This window comes from Enteroscipio rubneri (genome assembly GCF_963929405.1).
GTDB classification, from domain to species: domain Bacteria; phylum Actinomycetota; class Coriobacteriia; order Coriobacteriales; family Eggerthellaceae; genus Enteroscipio; species Enteroscipio rubneri.
Map to the genome: position 1 here is coordinate 932,638 of NZ_CAWVIN010000003.1, position 16,396 is coordinate 949,033.

Annotated in this window: 9 protein-coding genes and 2 tRNA genes; 10 read left to right on the plus strand and 1 reads right to left on the minus strand. The window is 59.3% G+C overall.

Annotated elements, in window-relative coordinates:
• The first annotated feature begins 198 nt into the window (after positions 1-198).
• The 5 genes from dnaN to ABGT83_RS10970 all read left to right on the plus strand — a co-directional run bounded on the left by dnaN (position 199) and on the right by ABGT83_RS10970 (position 10,549).
• A complete protein-coding gene (gene dnaN, locus ABGT83_RS10950; RefSeq protein WP_346687569.1) occupies positions 199-1,296 on the plus strand; it encodes a DNA polymerase III subunit beta in 1,098 nt (365 codons plus the stop codon).
• A 22-nt stretch (positions 1,297-1,318) separates the two neighbouring features.
• Positions 1,319-2,434, plus strand: coding sequence for a DNA replication/repair protein RecF (gene recF / locus ABGT83_RS10955; protein WP_346687570.1), 1,116 nt, complete (start codon positions 1,319-1,321; stop codon positions 2,432-2,434).
• Between the two features lie 340 nt (positions 2,435-2,774).
• Complete coding sequence (gene gyrB, locus ABGT83_RS10960; RefSeq protein WP_346687572.1) at positions 2,775-4,718, plus strand: DNA topoisomerase (ATP-hydrolyzing) subunit B; 1,944 nt, start codon at positions 2,775-2,777, stop codon at positions 4,716-4,718.
• Between the two features lie 198 nt (positions 4,719-4,916).
• A complete protein-coding gene (gene gyrA, locus ABGT83_RS10965) occupies positions 4,917-7,796 on the plus strand; it encodes a DNA gyrase subunit A (RefSeq protein WP_346687574.1) in 2,880 nt (959 codons plus the stop codon).
• An 839-nt stretch (positions 7,797-8,635) separates the two neighbouring features.
• The gene (locus ABGT83_RS10970) at positions 8,636-10,549 is read left to right on the plus strand and encodes an MATE family efflux transporter (RefSeq protein WP_346687576.1); all 1,914 of its coding nucleotides are present in this window, start codon (positions 8,636-8,638) and stop codon (positions 10,547-10,549) included.
• A 188-nt stretch (positions 10,550-10,737) separates the two neighbouring features.
• Here ABGT83_RS10970 and ABGT83_RS10975 read toward each other — a convergent pair whose 3' ends face one another.
• Positions 10,738-11,304 carry a bifunctional nuclease family protein gene (locus ABGT83_RS10975; protein ID WP_239926570.1) on the minus strand — a complete coding sequence of 189 codons (567 nt, stop codon included), beginning with the start codon at positions 11,302-11,304 and terminating at the stop codon, positions 10,738-10,740.
• A 248-nt stretch (positions 11,305-11,552) separates the two neighbouring features.
• Between ABGT83_RS10975 and ABGT83_RS10980 the strand changes: the two genes are divergently transcribed.
• The 5 genes from ABGT83_RS10980 to ABGT83_RS11000 all read left to right on the plus strand — a co-directional run bounded on the left by ABGT83_RS10980 (position 11,553) and on the right by ABGT83_RS11000 (position 16,396).
• A tRNA-Ile gene (locus ABGT83_RS10980) sits at positions 11,553-11,629 on the plus strand.
• 167 nt (positions 11,630-11,796) lie between these two features.
• A tRNA-Ala gene (locus ABGT83_RS10985) sits at positions 11,797-11,872 on the plus strand.
• 186 nt (positions 11,873-12,058) lie between these two features.
• The gene (locus ABGT83_RS10990; RefSeq protein WP_103265469.1) at positions 12,059-12,631 is read left to right on the plus strand and encodes a J domain-containing protein; all 573 of its coding nucleotides are present in this window, start codon (positions 12,059-12,061) and stop codon (positions 12,629-12,631) included.
• 98 nt (positions 12,632-12,729) lie between these two features.
• Positions 12,730-14,541, plus strand: coding sequence for a translational GTPase TypA (typA, locus tag ABGT83_RS10995; protein ID WP_346687578.1), 1,812 nt, complete (start codon positions 12,730-12,732; stop codon positions 14,539-14,541).
• Positions 14,542-15,061: 520 nt separating this feature from the next.
• Positions 15,062-16,396, plus strand: coding sequence for a peptidylprolyl isomerase (locus tag ABGT83_RS11000; RefSeq protein WP_346687580.1), 1,335 nt, complete (start codon positions 15,062-15,064; stop codon positions 16,394-16,396).

A 16,396-nucleotide genomic window follows, 5' to 3' on the forward strand; every position in this document is an offset into this window, starting at 1 on the left:
CATATTCTGCTATTCACGGAGAGGGTGAATATGAGCCGGCCTTGCTTCGATCAAGCTCTTCGACGTCCCCGAACTATCTATAACCCACGCGAATACACGAAGCTGTAAATCTTATAAGGTCCCCGCAACAGCACCCGCTTCTTATGCCATACTGAACAGCGCGTTACGAACGATCGCGTGCGAGAGGAAGGGATCGCCTTGAAATTCAGCATCAACCAATCGGAGCTGCAGAACGCGTTGGCCGTCGTGCTGAAGGGCATCGCTACGCGCTCGACGCTGCCTATCCTGTCGGGCATCTACCTTGACGCACGCGGCGATTCCCTTACTCTTCAAGCGACCGACCTCGAGCTTTCTATCCAATATACGGTGGCGGCCCTGGTTGAAGAAGAAGGCAAGGCGGTAGTACCAGGCAAGCTGTTCTCGGAAATTGTGAAGAACCTGCCCGATGCGGCTGTGCATGTCGACGCCGAAGACGAGCACGCTGTTATCACGTGCGATACCGCGTCTTTCTCGATCAAGACGCTTGACGCGGAGGACTTCCCAGGCTTTCCCCATGTTGACGTGCAGCAGGAGATCTCCATTCCGTTCTCGCAGTTCGCCTCGATGGTGAAGCGTGTGGCGCGTGTCGTGTCGAAAGACGAGAGCCGTGCCATTCTTACCGGCGTCCTTATTACAGTTGAGGGGTCTAACCTCAAGATGGTAGCCACGGATTCCTACCGTTTGGCCATCACTGAAACTGAACTCCCTGATGCAGGTGAAGACTTCCAGGCGGTCATCGCCGGATCCTTTCTTCAGGAGATTGCCTCGCTTCCGCGTACCGACGATCCGGTCAAGCTGGCGCTCGCGGAAAACCAAATTGTGGTCACCTATCATGAGACCGTGTTCATCAACCGTCGCATCGAGGGTAATTTTCCGAACTATCGCCAACTCTTACCCGATTCCTATGCGACGCGTGTCGGCATGGAAGTCGATCGTCTCGTCGCAGGTGTGAAACGCACTTCGCTTCTAGGACAGTCGAGTTCGCCCGTGAAATTCGATATTAATGTCGCCTCACAGACGGTTCTCTTGTCCGCCATGACGCAGGATGTCGGCTCGGCTCAGGAGACGCTGCCGTGCGCGGGCGACGGCGAGGATGTGGAAATCGCATTCAATTATGCCTACGTACTGGACGGGTTGGCGTCGGTTGAGACGGAGAAGGTATATCTGGAGGTGCAGTCCTCGTTGAAGCCGGGCATCTTCAGGGCTGAAGAAGGAGAGAACTTCCTGTACTTGGTCATGCCTGTGCGTATTTCGTAGGTCTGGCACGCCAACGGAACCCGTGGATCTGACGATATCCCATATCTCGTTCGCCGACTTTCGTAGTTACGAGGCATTCGATCTGCGCGATATTGGGCCGCTCACCATTATCGTCGGGCCGAATGCAGTGGGGAAGACCAATATCGTTGAAGGCATTCAGCTGCTCACAGCCCACGCCTCGTTTCGCCATCCAACCGTTGCAGAACTCGTGCGAATGGGAGCGACTCGCGCGCGTCTCTATGCCGACGTTACCGATGGAAACCGGCAACTCGAGCTCGAGATGACGGCCGAAGAGGGCAAGAAGCGTTTTTTTCTGAATGGAAAGCCGAAGCGGTCTGCCGATTTAAAGGGATTGGTGCCGTCGGTTTCGTTTACGCCCGACGATCTGGAGCTGGCGAAAGGCGGGATGGCTCCGCGGCGAATATCCCTTGATGCGCTGGGCGCCCAGCTCTCAGCGAATCACTACCTTATCAAGCGCGACTATGAAAAAGTGGTGCGCCATAAGAACCGCCTACTTAAAGATGAGGCCGATCAAGCCCTCGTGGATAGTATCGACGAGATGGTGGTGACCTGCGGCGCGCAGCTGGCGGCTTACCGGAGCGCCTTGTTCGAGAAGCTTGCGCAAGTTATGGGCTCATACTACGGGCAGATCGCGGAAGGCCGTGAACAGCTGCGCGCCTGCTACGTCCCATCATGGGAGATACATGACCCGAACGCGCCGGCTACGTACACGTTTGGGCGTGACGAAGCGCGCGAGGAACTTGCGCGCACGCTGGGAGAACGTCGGGGCGAGGAACGTGCGCGTCGCCGGGCGCTGGTGGGACCGCATGCTGATAGAATCGAATTCTTTATCGACGGGCGCAACGTGAATTCGTTTGCCAGCCAAGGCCAGCAGCGGTCGGTGGTGTTGGCCTTTAAGTTGGCAGAGGTGTCGCTCATCCAGGATATCCTGCATCAAAAGCCGGTGCTTCTCCTTGACGACGTCATGAGCGAACTCGATGAATCGCGCCGCCGCGCGCTCGTCTCGTTTATTGCCGGCGATATGCAAACGTTCATCACGACGGCGAATATCGACTACTTCGACTCCGATCTTCTTGGTGCTGCACGCATCGTCTCCCTCCCGCGCGCCGTTAAGTAACCCCTTCCCGTCCCTATGCGAGGGCCGGTTGAAAAGATGCCGATACGAACCGTAAAAACCATATTATATGAAAAACAATGTACAAAATGTAGATCGCCGCTTACATGGCTTCTGAAACCCTTCAAACGTGGTGTATTTTCTTAGTATCAGGCCTTCATATGCTACAATTTTCAAGTTGGCTTGAAACATCTACGAAACACGTTTACTGCGCCCGTTCGAAAAACGGCGCATCGCGCTATTCAAGCCGATGGGCACGGTAGCTGCCTGATGCGGAACGAGCTTTCGCTTTCGGCGTTCCGCGTCCTATTCTCAACAACGCACTACAAAAGGAGCAGTGCCAGTGGCGAATAAACCTGACCATTACGACGGTTCCGACATTCAGGTCCTCGAGGGCTTGGAGGCCGTTCGCAAGCGTCCCGGCATGTATATCGGATCGACCGGTCCGCGCGGTCTGCATCACCTGGTGTACGAGGTGGTCGACAACTCCGTCGATGAGGCTCTTGCCGGATATTGCGACGAGATAGGCGTCTGGATACACGCCGATAACGCGATCACCGTTACCGATAACGGCCGCGGCATCCCGGTCGATAAGCATCCGAAGGAGAAGATCCCGACCGTCGAGGTTGTCCTCACCATCCTGCATGCCGGCGGCAAGTTCGGCGGCGAGGGCTATAAGGTGTCCGGCGGCCTCCATGGAGTGGGTGTGTCTGTGGTGAACGCGCTGTCCACGCGTGTGGAAGTGAACGTGAAACGCGATGGCAAAGAATATGCGATCGCGTTCGATCACGGCAAGACCTGTGAGAAACTGCACGAAATTGGGTCCGCGAAGAAGACGGGGACGAAGACCACCTTCTGGCCCGACCCCGAGATATTCACAGAAACCACCGTCTTCGACTACGATACGCTGGCAAGCCGTTTCCGCGAGATGGCGTTTCTGAACCGCGGCCTCAAGATTGTGCTGCATGACGAGCGCGTCACCGATGCGGACGGCAACCCGCGCACCGAGGTGTTTCAGTACGCAGGCGGCATCGTAGACTTCGTGAAGTATCTCAACGAAGGTAAAGAGACGCTTAACAAGCCCATCTACTTCGAAGCTGAAAACGCCGATGGCACCGTGGAAGTGGCCATGCAGTGGTCCACGTCCTATTCTACGAATTCGGTCATGGCGTTCGCGAACAACATCAACACGCACGAGGGCGGCACGCACCTTGACGGTTTCAAGCAGGCCGTCACGCGCACCATCAACGAGTACGCGCGAGCAAAGGGCATTCTCAAGGAAAAAGATTCGAACCTCTCTGGCGATGACACGCGCGAGGGTTTGGCGGCCATCGTGTCCGTGAAGTTGCATGATCCGCAGTTTGAAGGGCAGACGAAAACGAAGCTGGGCAATACGGAGATCCGGCCGCTCGTGCAGAACGCCGTAACCCAGGGTCTCGCCGAGTACTTGGAAGAGAATCCGACGCCGGCGAAGCGCATCATCGGAAAGGCGACCCAAGCGCTCAAAGCGCGCGAAGCCGCCCGTAAGGCGCGCGAGATGACGCGCCGCAAGGGCGTGTTGGACTCGTTCGCGCTGCCGGGCAAGCTGGCCGACTGCTCCAGCAAGGAGCCGCAGAATTCCGAGATATTCATCGTAGAGGGCGACTCCGCAGGCGGCTCGGCCAAGCAGGCGCGCGATCGCAAGACGCAAGCCATCCTGCCCCTGCGTGGCAAGATCCTCAACGTGGAGCGCGCCGGCCTGCACCGCTCGCTTTCCAGCGACACCATCAGCTCGCTTATCACGGCCATCGGCACGAATATCGGCGACGACTTCGACGCCGACCAGGCGCGCTACCACCGCATCATCATCATGACCGATGCCGACGTCGACGGCGCCCACATCCGCTGTCTGTTGCTCACGTTCTTCTATCGCTACATGCCTGAGCTTATCAACCGCGGCTACATCTACATCGCTCAGCCGCCGATCTTCGGCTTGAAGAAGAAGAATTCGCGCAGCCCTAAGATCGAGCGCTACATCTACGATGAAAATGCGCTTGGCTCGGTGCTCGCAGAATACGACGATCCGAACAAGTTCGACGTCCAGCGCTACAAAGGCCTGGGAGAGATGGATCCAGACCAGCTGTGGGAGACCACGATGGAGCCGGCCACCCGCACGCTCTTGCAGGTGAATATCGACGATGCAGCCGAAGCCGAGCGCGTGGTGAGCGAACTCATGGGCGATTTGGTGGAGCCCCGCAAGGAGTTCATCCAGAAGCACGCGCGCGATGTCCGTTTCCTCGATATCTAGGTACCGTCGCTCTACGAACGGCGGTACCGGTTGACGCTGCGCATCGTCGGTGCACCGACTTCAAGCGATTTCGCAGGTTTGCGTACCGAAGTACGCGGCATCTGCGGAATCTCACGAACTCGGCGCCGGCGACACTCGCGGACCGGTCGTTCCAACCTGTACTGTTTACAACCTGCGATTTAGTCTGGAAGGAGACAAATGGCAGACAACAATGATTCGTTCGATGAATTCTTGAACCGCGCGGAAGAGGACTTCGACGCAGAAGGCGCCGAGGAAGAGGATGATCTGGCGGGCGCGCTCGCCGACGCCGAGGATGCCGAGGACGGCGACGACGCTCCGCGCGGTCCTGGCTCGGTTATCTCGGATGAAATGCGCGCGAAGGCGCTCATCAAGGACGACCTGCCAAGCGCCCACGGCGAGATCGTGGAAGGTGCGAACGGCGGCGACGGCACTATCGTGCGCTCGGCATATCTTGGCAAGGAAATGCAAACGTCGTTTCTCGAGTACTCCATGAGCGTTATCGTGGCCCGAGCGCTGCCCGACGTGCGCGACGGTTTGAAACCGGTGCATCGTCGCATTCTCTACGCCATGAACGAGAGCGGCTACACGCCCTCGCGTCCGCATATGAAATCGGCTCGTACGGTAGGCGACGTTATCGGCAAGTACCACCCGCACGGCGATTCGGCTGTGTACGATACGATGGTGCGCCTGGCCCAGCCATTCTCCATGCGCGTTCCGCTTGTGGATGGCCACGGTAACTTCGGCTCCATCGACGGCGACTCTGCAGCCGCCATGCGCTACACCGAGGCGCGCCTCGACAAAGCGGCTATGGAACTGCTGCGCGATCTCGACAAAGAGACGGTCGACTTCCAGCCGAACTACGACGAGAGCCTCGAGGAGCCCACGGTTCTACCCGCCCGGTTCCCCAACCTGCTCGTCAACGGATCGAACGGCATCGCAGTGGGTATGGCGACGAACATCCCGCCGCACAATCTGGGCGAGACGATCGACGCAACGTGCCTCATGCTGGACGATCCGGACGTCTCCACCGAAGAGCTTATGAAGGTTATGCCCGGCCCCGATTTCCCCACCGGCGGTATCATCATGGGGAAGAAAGGCATCATCGATGCCTACGAAACCGGCCGAGGTTCGCTCACGGTGCGCGCCAAGTGCCGTGTCGAAGAAAAGAAAAACGGCCGCAGTCAGATTGTCGTCACCGAGATTCCCTATCAGGTGAACCGCAATCGCTTGCTGGAGAAGCTCGGCGAGCTTGTGCGCGACAAGAAGCTGCCGGAGATCAGCAACATCCATGACGGCGCCGACCGTCACGGCATCGATATCATCATCGATCTCAAGAAGGATGCCATCCCCCAGGTAGTGCTGAACAAGCTGTTCAAGCATACCCAATTGCAGGTGGGTTTCGGCGTGATCATGCTCTCGCTTGTGGATGGCGTGCCGCGCGTGCTCTCGCTCAAGGAAATGCTGCACTACTACATTGCCCACCAGGAAGACGTCATTGTGCGCCGGACGCGCTACGAGCTGACGAAAGCCGAGGAGCGTGCGCATATCCTCGAAGGCTTGATCATTGCCCTCGACAACATCGACGAGGTCATCCACATCATTCGCTCGTCGCAGACCGATAAGGAAGCGGGTGACCGTCTGACCGAGCGCTTCGGCCTGACGAAAAAGCAAACTGATGCCATCCTTGAGATGCGCCTGCGTCGTCTGACCGGCTTGGAGCACCAGAAGATCGAGGCCGAGTTGGCCGAGCTGCTCGAAAAGATCGCGTACTATAAGCGCGTGCTGTCCGACGACAATCTTGTGCACGAGATCATCAAGGGAGAACTGCACGAGGTTAAGAAAAAGTTCGGCACCACGCGCAAGACGCTTTTGTCTGAGGCGGCGAAGGACCTTGACGTCGAGGACCTGATTGCCGAGGAGAACATGGTGGTCACGGTGACGAAGTCCGGCTATGTGAAGCGTCTGCCGGTGGCCACGTATCGCCAGCAAAAGCGCGGCGGTAAGGGCATGCAAGGCGTGAATCTCAAGGACAACGATTACGTGGAGCACCTCTTTGTGGCATCCACGCACTCGTTCATGCTCTTTTTCTCCACGAAGGGCAAGGTCTATCGCCTGAAGGTGTATGAGCTTCCCGAAGCGGGGCGCCACGCGCGCGGTACGGCGATCGTGAACCTGCTGCCGCTTGAAAAGGGTGAAACCATCTCGGCGGTCATCGCGACAAAGGATTTCCCGTCCGACGAGTACCTCATGTTCGCCACATCGCACGGCATGGTGAAAAAGACCTCGATGGATCTGTACGACCGCACGCGTCGCGACGGATTGATTGCCATTAACCTGAAGGACAATGACGAGCTTATCGCCGTGCGCCGCGTTGCCCAAGGCGAGAAGGTGCTCATGGTGTCGTCAGCCGGCAAAGCTATCATGTGGGATGAAGGCGAAGTGCGCGCGATGGGTCGCGACACGATGGGCGTGCGCGGCATGAACGTGCCGCCGATCGCGAAGGTGCTGGGCATGGAGATCGCGCAGCCCGATACCGACCTGTTCGTCATCACCGAGAAGGGCTACGGCAAGCGCACCCCCATCGCCGAGTACCCCGAGCATCATCGCGGCGGCCAGGGCGTGTACACCATCACGATGACCGAGAAGAAGGGTCTCCTCGCGGCGATGAAGATTGTCGGCGCCGACGATGAGATCATGATTATGTCGGAGGACGGTGTCGTGGTGCGCACGCCGGTATCCGGCATTTCCGAACTCGGCCGTTCAACGCAGGGCGTCTGCGTGATGAAAGCTGCAGAGGATGATCGCGTGACTGCAGTGGCAATTTCGAGTCGCGGCAAAAAGAAGAAAGCGGTCGTGAAACCCGGAGAGGCCGAGGAGCTTGACGAGGACCAGATCGACGATCTCGACGACGATATGACCGGCATCGATGATCCCGCCGCCTCGGGCGCTGTAGCATCCGCCGATTCCGCCGATTCTGGCGATGCCGACCCCGCTGATCTAGGCGCCGATAAGACTTCCGGTGGCACCGACTCGAGCGAGGATCCGACCGAAAACTAGTCGTTTCCGACAGTTCGAGCGCCTGAAGACCCGCTTCGTTTGCGACGGCGCTTCCTGATGCATATGCATAAGGAAGCGCCCGCCCGCGAAGCGGGTCTCAAGTTTTCGCACAGAACCGCAAGTTCGCACAGAACCGCAAGTTCGCACAGAACCGCAAGTTCGCACAGAACCGCAAGTTCGCACAGAACCGCAAGTTCGCACAGGGATCGCGAGCTAACGAGGGGGTCGCGAGCGCTTGCACATCGGGCGGGTTCCTCTTGCCATCCGGGTCGAATGTGAGGAATGTTTCACGTGAAACATTCCTCAAGCGGTTAGCTTGAGGCTCGGTTTCTCATTCGAGGCGAACCGAAAATGTTTCACGTGAAACATTCGGTTGCCACGTCTTCAACGCAGCAATATATACCAACAATAATGCCATGAAATAGTGGGTTCTTCGAAGCCGCCTCCCGCGCCTTGGCTTCCACGCTGAAACGCAAGCGTAGCGCAAGAACACGAGAACGCACGGGCGCAAGAACACGAGAATGCGCACACGAGAGCATAAGAACGCACGCACACGAGAGCGCACTCGCGAGAACACCATGCAGCCTGTGTTCTTCACGGCGGCGAAGCGCAGAGCTCCGGCGTTTATCTTCGGCATTTGATTCATGCTTTATAGGCGGCATTGTCATCATTTCAGCTGTTTCACCAGCGAAAATGCACAGAAATATAGTCATGAATGCGAAACTCGTGAAGCCGTTTCTCCTCCGGTGTCGTTCCGTTGCCGTGCCGTATACTCCACGGCTCGTGAAAGTCAATCGCGTCCGCTTCGGCGGACGCGCGTGCGGAAGGGGTGAGAACCTATGACGACGCTCTCTTGGGCCCGTGCTGCATACAGCTGGACGGCTGGTGCGTGCATACGCGCGCAATCAGGCGCGCGCGAGCGTGCGGGACATCTGCGCGATGCGCGCTCGGCCCGCGCTGGGCGCGCGCCTGCTGAACGGACGTCGAGCAGTGACGTATTCGTCCTCTCCCTTCCGCTGTTTGTCGAACTATTTATGCAAATCATGATCGGCAACGTTAACCAGTTCATGCTCGCTCCGCTCGGAACCGATCCTGCCGCAGCGGTAGGCAACGCTTTGCAGATACTCAATATTGTCACCATTGCGCTGTCCGCCATGGGCACAGCGTCGACCGTCCTCATCACGCGCGTGTTGGGCGCATCTTCGACGAAGCGCTCCGTTTCGGAAATCGCGACGGTTGCGCTCGTGGTGAACATCGTGCTCGCGGCGGTTATGACCGCCGTCCTGGTCGCGTTCTGGCCGCAATTTTTCTCCTGGCTGAGCATCGATGCCTCTATCCAGGGTATGGCTTCATCGTTTTTGCTGATTGTCGGATCGACCACGGTTCTGCAAGGAGCTTTCTTCGCCTTCACGGCGCTTCTGCGCAGCTATGCGCGCGTCGGCGATGTGATGAAGGCAAGCCTCGGCATGAACGCGGTGAATATTCTTGCGAGCGCACTACTTATCGGAGGTTTCGGCGCGCTTCCGGCGCTTGGCGTCGAAGGGGCCGCCATTGCGAATGTCGCTGCGCGCTTGATCGGGCTCGCGCTGGCCGTCCGGTTCGTGCTGCGTCATACCGACGTACGCATGAAGGCTTCGTACCTACGTCCGTTTCCATGGAAGACGCTCAAGCGGATGTTGGGTGTGGGTATCCCTTCGTCGGGCGAGCAGATGAACTACGATATGGCCCAGATCGTCATTCTCTCGTTCATCAACGTACTTGGAACCACGGTGGTGACGGTGAAGGTGTACTGCTCCATGATCGCCGGCATCGCCTACCTGTATTCCATCGCGCTTTCACAGGCGACGCAAATCGTGCTCGGATATCTGTTCGGTGCAGGGAAGTTCGACGTGGTGGCGCGCCGGGTGTGGGCGGCCGACCTCATTGCGATACTTCTCACCACAGCGGTTTCATCGACCATCTGGTTCAACGCCGATGCAGTCCTCGGTGTGTTTACCACTGATCCGCTCGTGCTTGAACTGGGTAAGAACGTGCTGTTTGTCGAGATATTCCTGGGTGTGGGCCGCGCACTCAACATCGTGATGGTGCGCGCGCTCATAGCGGTTGGAGACGTGAAGACTCCGGTAACGGTGAATGTTGTGTCGTCGTGGATATTCGCCGTGGGCGGAGGATACCTGCTTGGTGTTGGTCTGGGCTGGGGAATCGTGGGCATGTGGATTGCTATGTGCGTTGACGAGTGGCTTCGGGCGGGCTATCTGGTGGCGACGTTTGCGCGTGGCGGATGGCGCCGCCGCGCCGCCGCGCCGGCATCGTCCTCGCCTCTATCCGAGCACGCCTCCTCTCCATCGCTCGCTTCAGGATGTATGTCTGGAGGTGAGCGCACGCTCGTTGTCGAGCGGGATGCAGGCGAGGCTTCTCCTCGAGCTCCACGCCTGCACATGAACGTGAGCGGGCGGGCACGTATCGCCGGTAAGAAGCAAGACGTCGCTGCGCCGCTTGAGGCGGAGCGGGCAGGCGGGATTGAGAGCGCGGAATCCGAAGCCGATGGCCCGGACGAGCCCGACCGCGCGCCTGTCGCGCCACCGGGCATCCCGCCAAGTGCCTTCGCCACGCTGCCGTTGGGGTCTCGTCGCCCTAAGGAGCCAGCCGAAGCGGGGCTTCCAGCGGTGATCGCTCTAGCCGCCGCCGATGACGGGGGCCTTGCCGAACAGATCATCGACGCTGTCGTTCAAGCCATGCTTGCGCTCTGGTAGGCGCGCTTGCAGCCGTTCGCCACGACGGCCGTCCACGTGTCGCCGGCGCGCCCGGTCCGCGCGCTTCCCGGTGTCGATCACATGCCGCGCGTCGCCCGGCAACATTTGACTGCGTGCGTGCGCGCACGCTGCCTGCGCGCCATTCGACACGTGCAATTGGATCGCGCCCTCAAGCTCAGAGCATGCGATTAACCCTCGAAGTCGTCGGGCGCAAGCTTCTCGAGGAATCGTCTGAAATCTGCAAGTTCTCGTTCGTCGTTCAAGTTGGGATGACTCGCTTTAATCACGTAGGGGTAGGATGCTTTCTCCAGTACGTGTTCTTCAATGTAGATGGGTGCCTTCTGCCTCACTGCGAGGGCGAGCGCGTCGCTGGGCCGGGCATCGAGTTCGATGAGGCGGCCGTGCTGTCGAAGAGTCAACCGCGCAAAAAATGTCGAACCTTTCACGTCGCTAATCACCACATGGTCGACGCACGCATCAAGGTTTGTGAGTGCGTCGAGGAAGAGATCGTGCGTCATCGGGCGTGAGAAGCGTGCATTCTCAAGGGCGATCCCCATTTGCGTGGCTTCGTTCGTGCCAACCCAAATAGGGACGATACGATACTTACCGGCTTGCACAACGTCCTCGACCGGTTGCAGCACAATAATAGAAGGCGTCGGGGACACCGATACGATCAAGGTTTGGATGTGGACGGGAACCACCAGCAATCCTTCCATGACGGGGGCGGCAGCGCCGCCATATGCTTGGACGAGCACGACGCATATCGTGAACGCACGACGCAACACACATCGTGAACGTACTTCGATTATAGCGCTCCCGTTCCGCATGCGTCCGAGCACGCCTCGTTAGAAGGACGTCTTGAAGCGCTTTTGCGCGCATTGCGTGTCTCTGCGCCGAGTTCTATGTCATCGCGTATTCGTCCAATACCTGGTTGAAGAACTAATTCAAAAAAGTTCTTGACCTCTTCAAGACATTTGGGATACAGTAGTCAAGCACTTTTTTTGGGCCCGTAGCTCAGTTGGTTAGAGCGCACGCCTGATAAGCGTGAGGTCGCTGGTTCAAATCCATTCGGGCCCACCATTTTTTGCGATAAACGCTCCACCGTGAGCCGAGTTAGCCGGTGGAGCGTTTATTATTTATCCGACAGCGGGAACGGACGAGCATGCAGGCGTCACGCATCGCTCGGAGGATCGACGCAGCTGCCCAGCGCGTCAGAGATTCCCCCGCCAAGGAAGCCACGGAAACGTGGGGCGTTAGCTCAGCTGGGAGAGCGACGGCTTTGCAAGCCGTAGGTCAGGGGTTCGATCCCCCTACGCTCCACCATTTCATTCTTTCCGTACTCACGCTGCGTACCCGCATCCGCATCCAGACAGCAGCTCGCGTGAATCTCCCGCTCATTCTGTGAGACCGCCGCGCCCCTTCTCCGTATCATAGCGGCGCGTGCTAGAATCCTAGTTCGAATGATCACCCGGCCGCGTCCACGCGCCCGCACATCGCACACGAGGAGCTATGAACCGAACTGAAGCACTGCGCATTTTGGGGCTTGACGAGGATGCCACGCCTGAAGACGTCAAATCCGCGTACAAGGAGTCAGCTCAGATCTTGCACCCGGATCGGTTCGCAACCAACAAGAAGCTCCAAGATCGCGCGACCGAACAGTTCAAGAACCTGCAAGAAGCGTATGAATTTCTTACCTCTGGTCGCGGCGCGCGTGGTCGTTCATCGCGCAGCGCGTCATCCGTCGGTCGCCCTCCGACTGCTGCGAGCACACTCGAAGCACGAATGGCCGGCATCGCCGCCGCGCGCGTGCAGCTGGTCAGTCAGCGCGACGTCGCCTACGATGAACGGCGCAACGGCATTGCTATGACGCTCATCGGCGGGGCGGTCGCATTGCTCGCAGGCCGGCGGCCGTTCGGCATTCTCGGCATCGTTGCCGCCATCGCAAGCGCTGCGGCTGTGTGGGGGATCGTGCAGATCGTCTCGTCCCAGCGCACCATCAACACGCTCGATGGGCACATTGAGGAATTGAACGCCGAGGAGCGCCGCCTCGCAACTGAACTGGAGGATGAGGAAGCCGGCTGATCCCATGGCCCCGCGTCGCTCCACATCCGGCGATGCCAGCCAAGGCTTCACGCCGCTTCGCCCTACCTCAAACCGACACGAAAGCAGACAGGACTACCATGAAGCAAGAGAACATTCGCAACGTTGCCATCATCGCGCACGTCGACCACGGCAAAACCACCATCGTCGATCGGCTGCTGTACACGTCTGGCGTATTCCGCGAAAACCAGCAGGTGGAAGAGCGCGTGCTGGACAGCAACGACCAGGAGCGCGAGCGCGGCATCACCATCCTGTCGAAGAACATCTCGGTCACGTACAACGGGGTGAAAATCAATGTCATCGATACGCCGGGCCACGCCGACTTCGGCGGCGAGGTGGAGCGCGTGCTCAACATGGCCGACGGCGCGCTGCTTATCGTGGACGCGTTCGAGGGGCCCATGCCCCAGACGCGTTTCGTGCTGAAACACGCCCTGGATCAGGGATTGCGCATTATCCTCGTCGTGAACAAGATCGATCGTCCCGGTTCGCGTCCCGAAGAAGTGGTGGACGAGGTGTTCGACCTCATGGTGGAGTTGGAAGCATCCGATGAGCAGTTCGACTTCCCTGTGGTCTACGCGAGTGCCATGAACGGCTACGCGCGTTTTGCGCCCGAGGATGAAAACATGAACATGCTGCCGCTGCTTGAAACCATCCTGCAGGAAGTTCCGGCTCCCGACTGCGAACCGAATGGACCGGTTGCGCTTCAAATCTGCACGGTCGACCATTCGAGCTTCGTCGGCCGCATCGGCGTGGGCCGCCTGTTCTCAGGCACCATCCACAAAGCCGAGCCGGTGCTTGTCATCAAGAACGACGGAACCCGCTACAACACGATCATCAAAGAGGTCTTCACGTTCGAGGAGTTGGGCAAGAAGAAGCAGGAAGCGGTGCACGCGGGCGATATCGTGGCCGTGGTAGGCGTGGACGATGCCGACATCGGCGACATGGTGACCAGTCGCGACAATCCGGTGAAGCTCGACCCCATTAAGGTGGAAGAGCCGACGATGGCGGTTGTGTTCGAGGCGTCTTCTAGCCCGCTCGTTGGCCGCGAGGGCGAGATCGTGGGCGCGCGACAGCTGAAAGAGCGCCTCATGCGCGAAAAGGAGAGCAACATTTCCATGCGCATCGAGGAGCTTGAAGATAAAACTGGCATCGAGGTGGCTGGCCGCGGCGTGCTGCACCTGTCGGTGCTCATGGAGACAATGCGCCGCGAAGGCTTCGAATTCCAGGTGGGCCGTCCGCGCGTTCTCATCAAGAAGGACGAGCAGGGCCACAAGCTCGAACCTATCGAGGAAGCGACGGTGGACGTGCCAAGCGAATATGCCGGCAAGGCTATCGAGGTGTTCGGCAGCGCTGGCGGCGAGATGGCCGACATGTACCAGCGTGGCGATCAAACCCATCTCGTATTCAAGATTCCTTCGCGCGGTACGATGGGCCTGCGTACGAAGCTGCTGAACGCGACGCGCGGCGAAGCGACGATGTTCCATCACTTCAGCGAGTATGGCCCGTATCGCGGCGAGTTCCAGGGGCGTAAGAATGGCTCGATGATCAGCATGTCCACCGAGAAGAGCGTGGCCTATGCGCTCGATACGCTGCAGGAGCGCGGTCGCCTGTTCGTGGGACCGGGCGAGGAATGCTACGAGGGCATGATTGTGGGCGAGTCGGCGAAGGAAGGCGACATGGTCGTGAACATCGCCAAGTCCAAGCAGCTGGGAAATCAGCGCTCGTCGGGTGCGGACAAGGCTATTCAGCTCACGCCTCCCATCACGTTCACCTTGGAGGAAGCGCTCGAGTACATCGAGGAGGACGAGCTTGTGGAGATCACGCCGAAGAGCATCCGCCTGCGAAAGCGCATCTTGTCGGCCACCCAGCGCAAAAAGGCCGCCAAGCACTAGGGCCTTCGCGCAGCCCGCACGCGACGGCGCTCGCACAGCATCGGACGAGCGCGCGTGAGTTTCAAGCCAACATGAGGGTGCGCGCGTATCCCGGCGATTGCATCGAAGCACCGCACTGGACGGCCCTACGGGGCCGTCCGCGCATTTCAGCTCCCCGGTTCGGGCCGCCCGCGCAAACTCGGCTGCTTGCTCGCTCATCCTCTCGCTTCCGCACCAGGCTCGATCGTTCGTTCTCTTCGTTGTCTCCATTCTTCCACCTCCTTTTTCGCTTCCGCGCCCCGGCACGACCGTCCTTCTTCTCGCTTCCGCACTCTAGCCTGAGTGCCCATCTCGGTGGCCGCGCCCCGGCACGACCGTCCTCTCGCCCTCCGCTTCCGCGCCGACGTGTGAATCGAAAGTGGGTATATTGTGCAACGAGGCGAGCCCTTTTTCACGTGTGCGAGAATACAGTGCAATACGTAGCCATGCACCGCGCCGCATCGAGCACGACGCCGCGCCGCATGTTCGAGGGAAGGGTCGCATGAAGAAATCTCACCTTTTGAAGTCTGTGTTTGCTTTGGGACTCACGGCAGCCTGTGTATGGGGCCTCGCCGGATGCGCGAGCAGCGAGGAGTCGTCCAACAGAACGGGAGGCGTAGCCGCCACCATCGACGGCGTCGAGATCTCCGAGGACGAGGTCACCGATTACATCGAGAATCGCTTGCGCGTTCAGCAGAGCCTGTCCGATGAGGACGCTTGGGGCACGTGGCTTGCCGAGAATGATTACACGCCCGAATCGCTCCGCGAGGCGGTCATCGACATGTTCGTTCAGCGCGAGCTGATCACCAAGGGCGCCGAAGAGCGCGGCGTGACGGTGGATAGCTCCGAGGTGGACAGCAGCATGGCCACGATGAAGGGGTATTACGATAGCGACGAGAAGTGGCAGAGCGCGCTTGAGCAGGCTGGGTGGACAGAGGACGCCTATCGCACTGAAATCGAGCTCAGTCTGAAGATGAACAAGCTGCAGGAAACGTTCGCCTCGGGCGAGGAGCCGAAAGAGGAGGATCTGCTCAGCTACGCGCAGATGTACGCATCGGCCTATGATGGGGCCAAGCGTTCTTCCCATATCCTGTTCGACGCAGGCGATGAAGCTACGGCACAGGAGGTGCTCGACAAGATCAACGCAGGCGAGCTCGACTTTGCAGAAGCCGCCACACAGTATTCTAAAGATACTGCCTCGGCAGAGAAGGGTGGCGATGTGGGTTGGGATGCCATGTCGTCTTTCGTCCAGGAATACACCGACGCTCTGAACGGCCTTGAGAAGGACCAAGTGAGCGGCCTGGTGACCAGCGAATACGGCATTCATATCATCAAATGCACCGATGTGTACCAAGCGCCCAAGACCACGGGCGAGGATGGCACCGAGAAGATTGAGGTCACAAGCGTCGATCAGATTCCGGTCGAGTGGCAGGACAGCGTCAAGGAGACGCTGAAGGCCCAGCAGGCATCGACGGCCTACCAGACCTGGCTCACCGAGGCTAAGGAGAACGCCGACATTGTGATCAACAGCATGCCCGAGGGCCTGCCGTACTACGTTGACATGTCGAAGTATCAGACCGACGACGGGACCGACGACGGTTCGGCTTCGAATGGTTCCGACGGTTCGACCGATGCCGGCACCGGTGATAGCACCGACGGATCCAGCGCGGGCGAAGGTGACGGCGGTGACGCGTCCGGTACGGGCGAAGGCGACGGCGCCGGCACTGCTGACGGCACCGACGGCTCCGGTGAGCCCGCGAACGGCGACGGCCAGGGCGACGGCGCGGCCGAAGGCTCCTCCGACCAGCCGACCGACCAGCCTGCGGAGGCCGCCTAA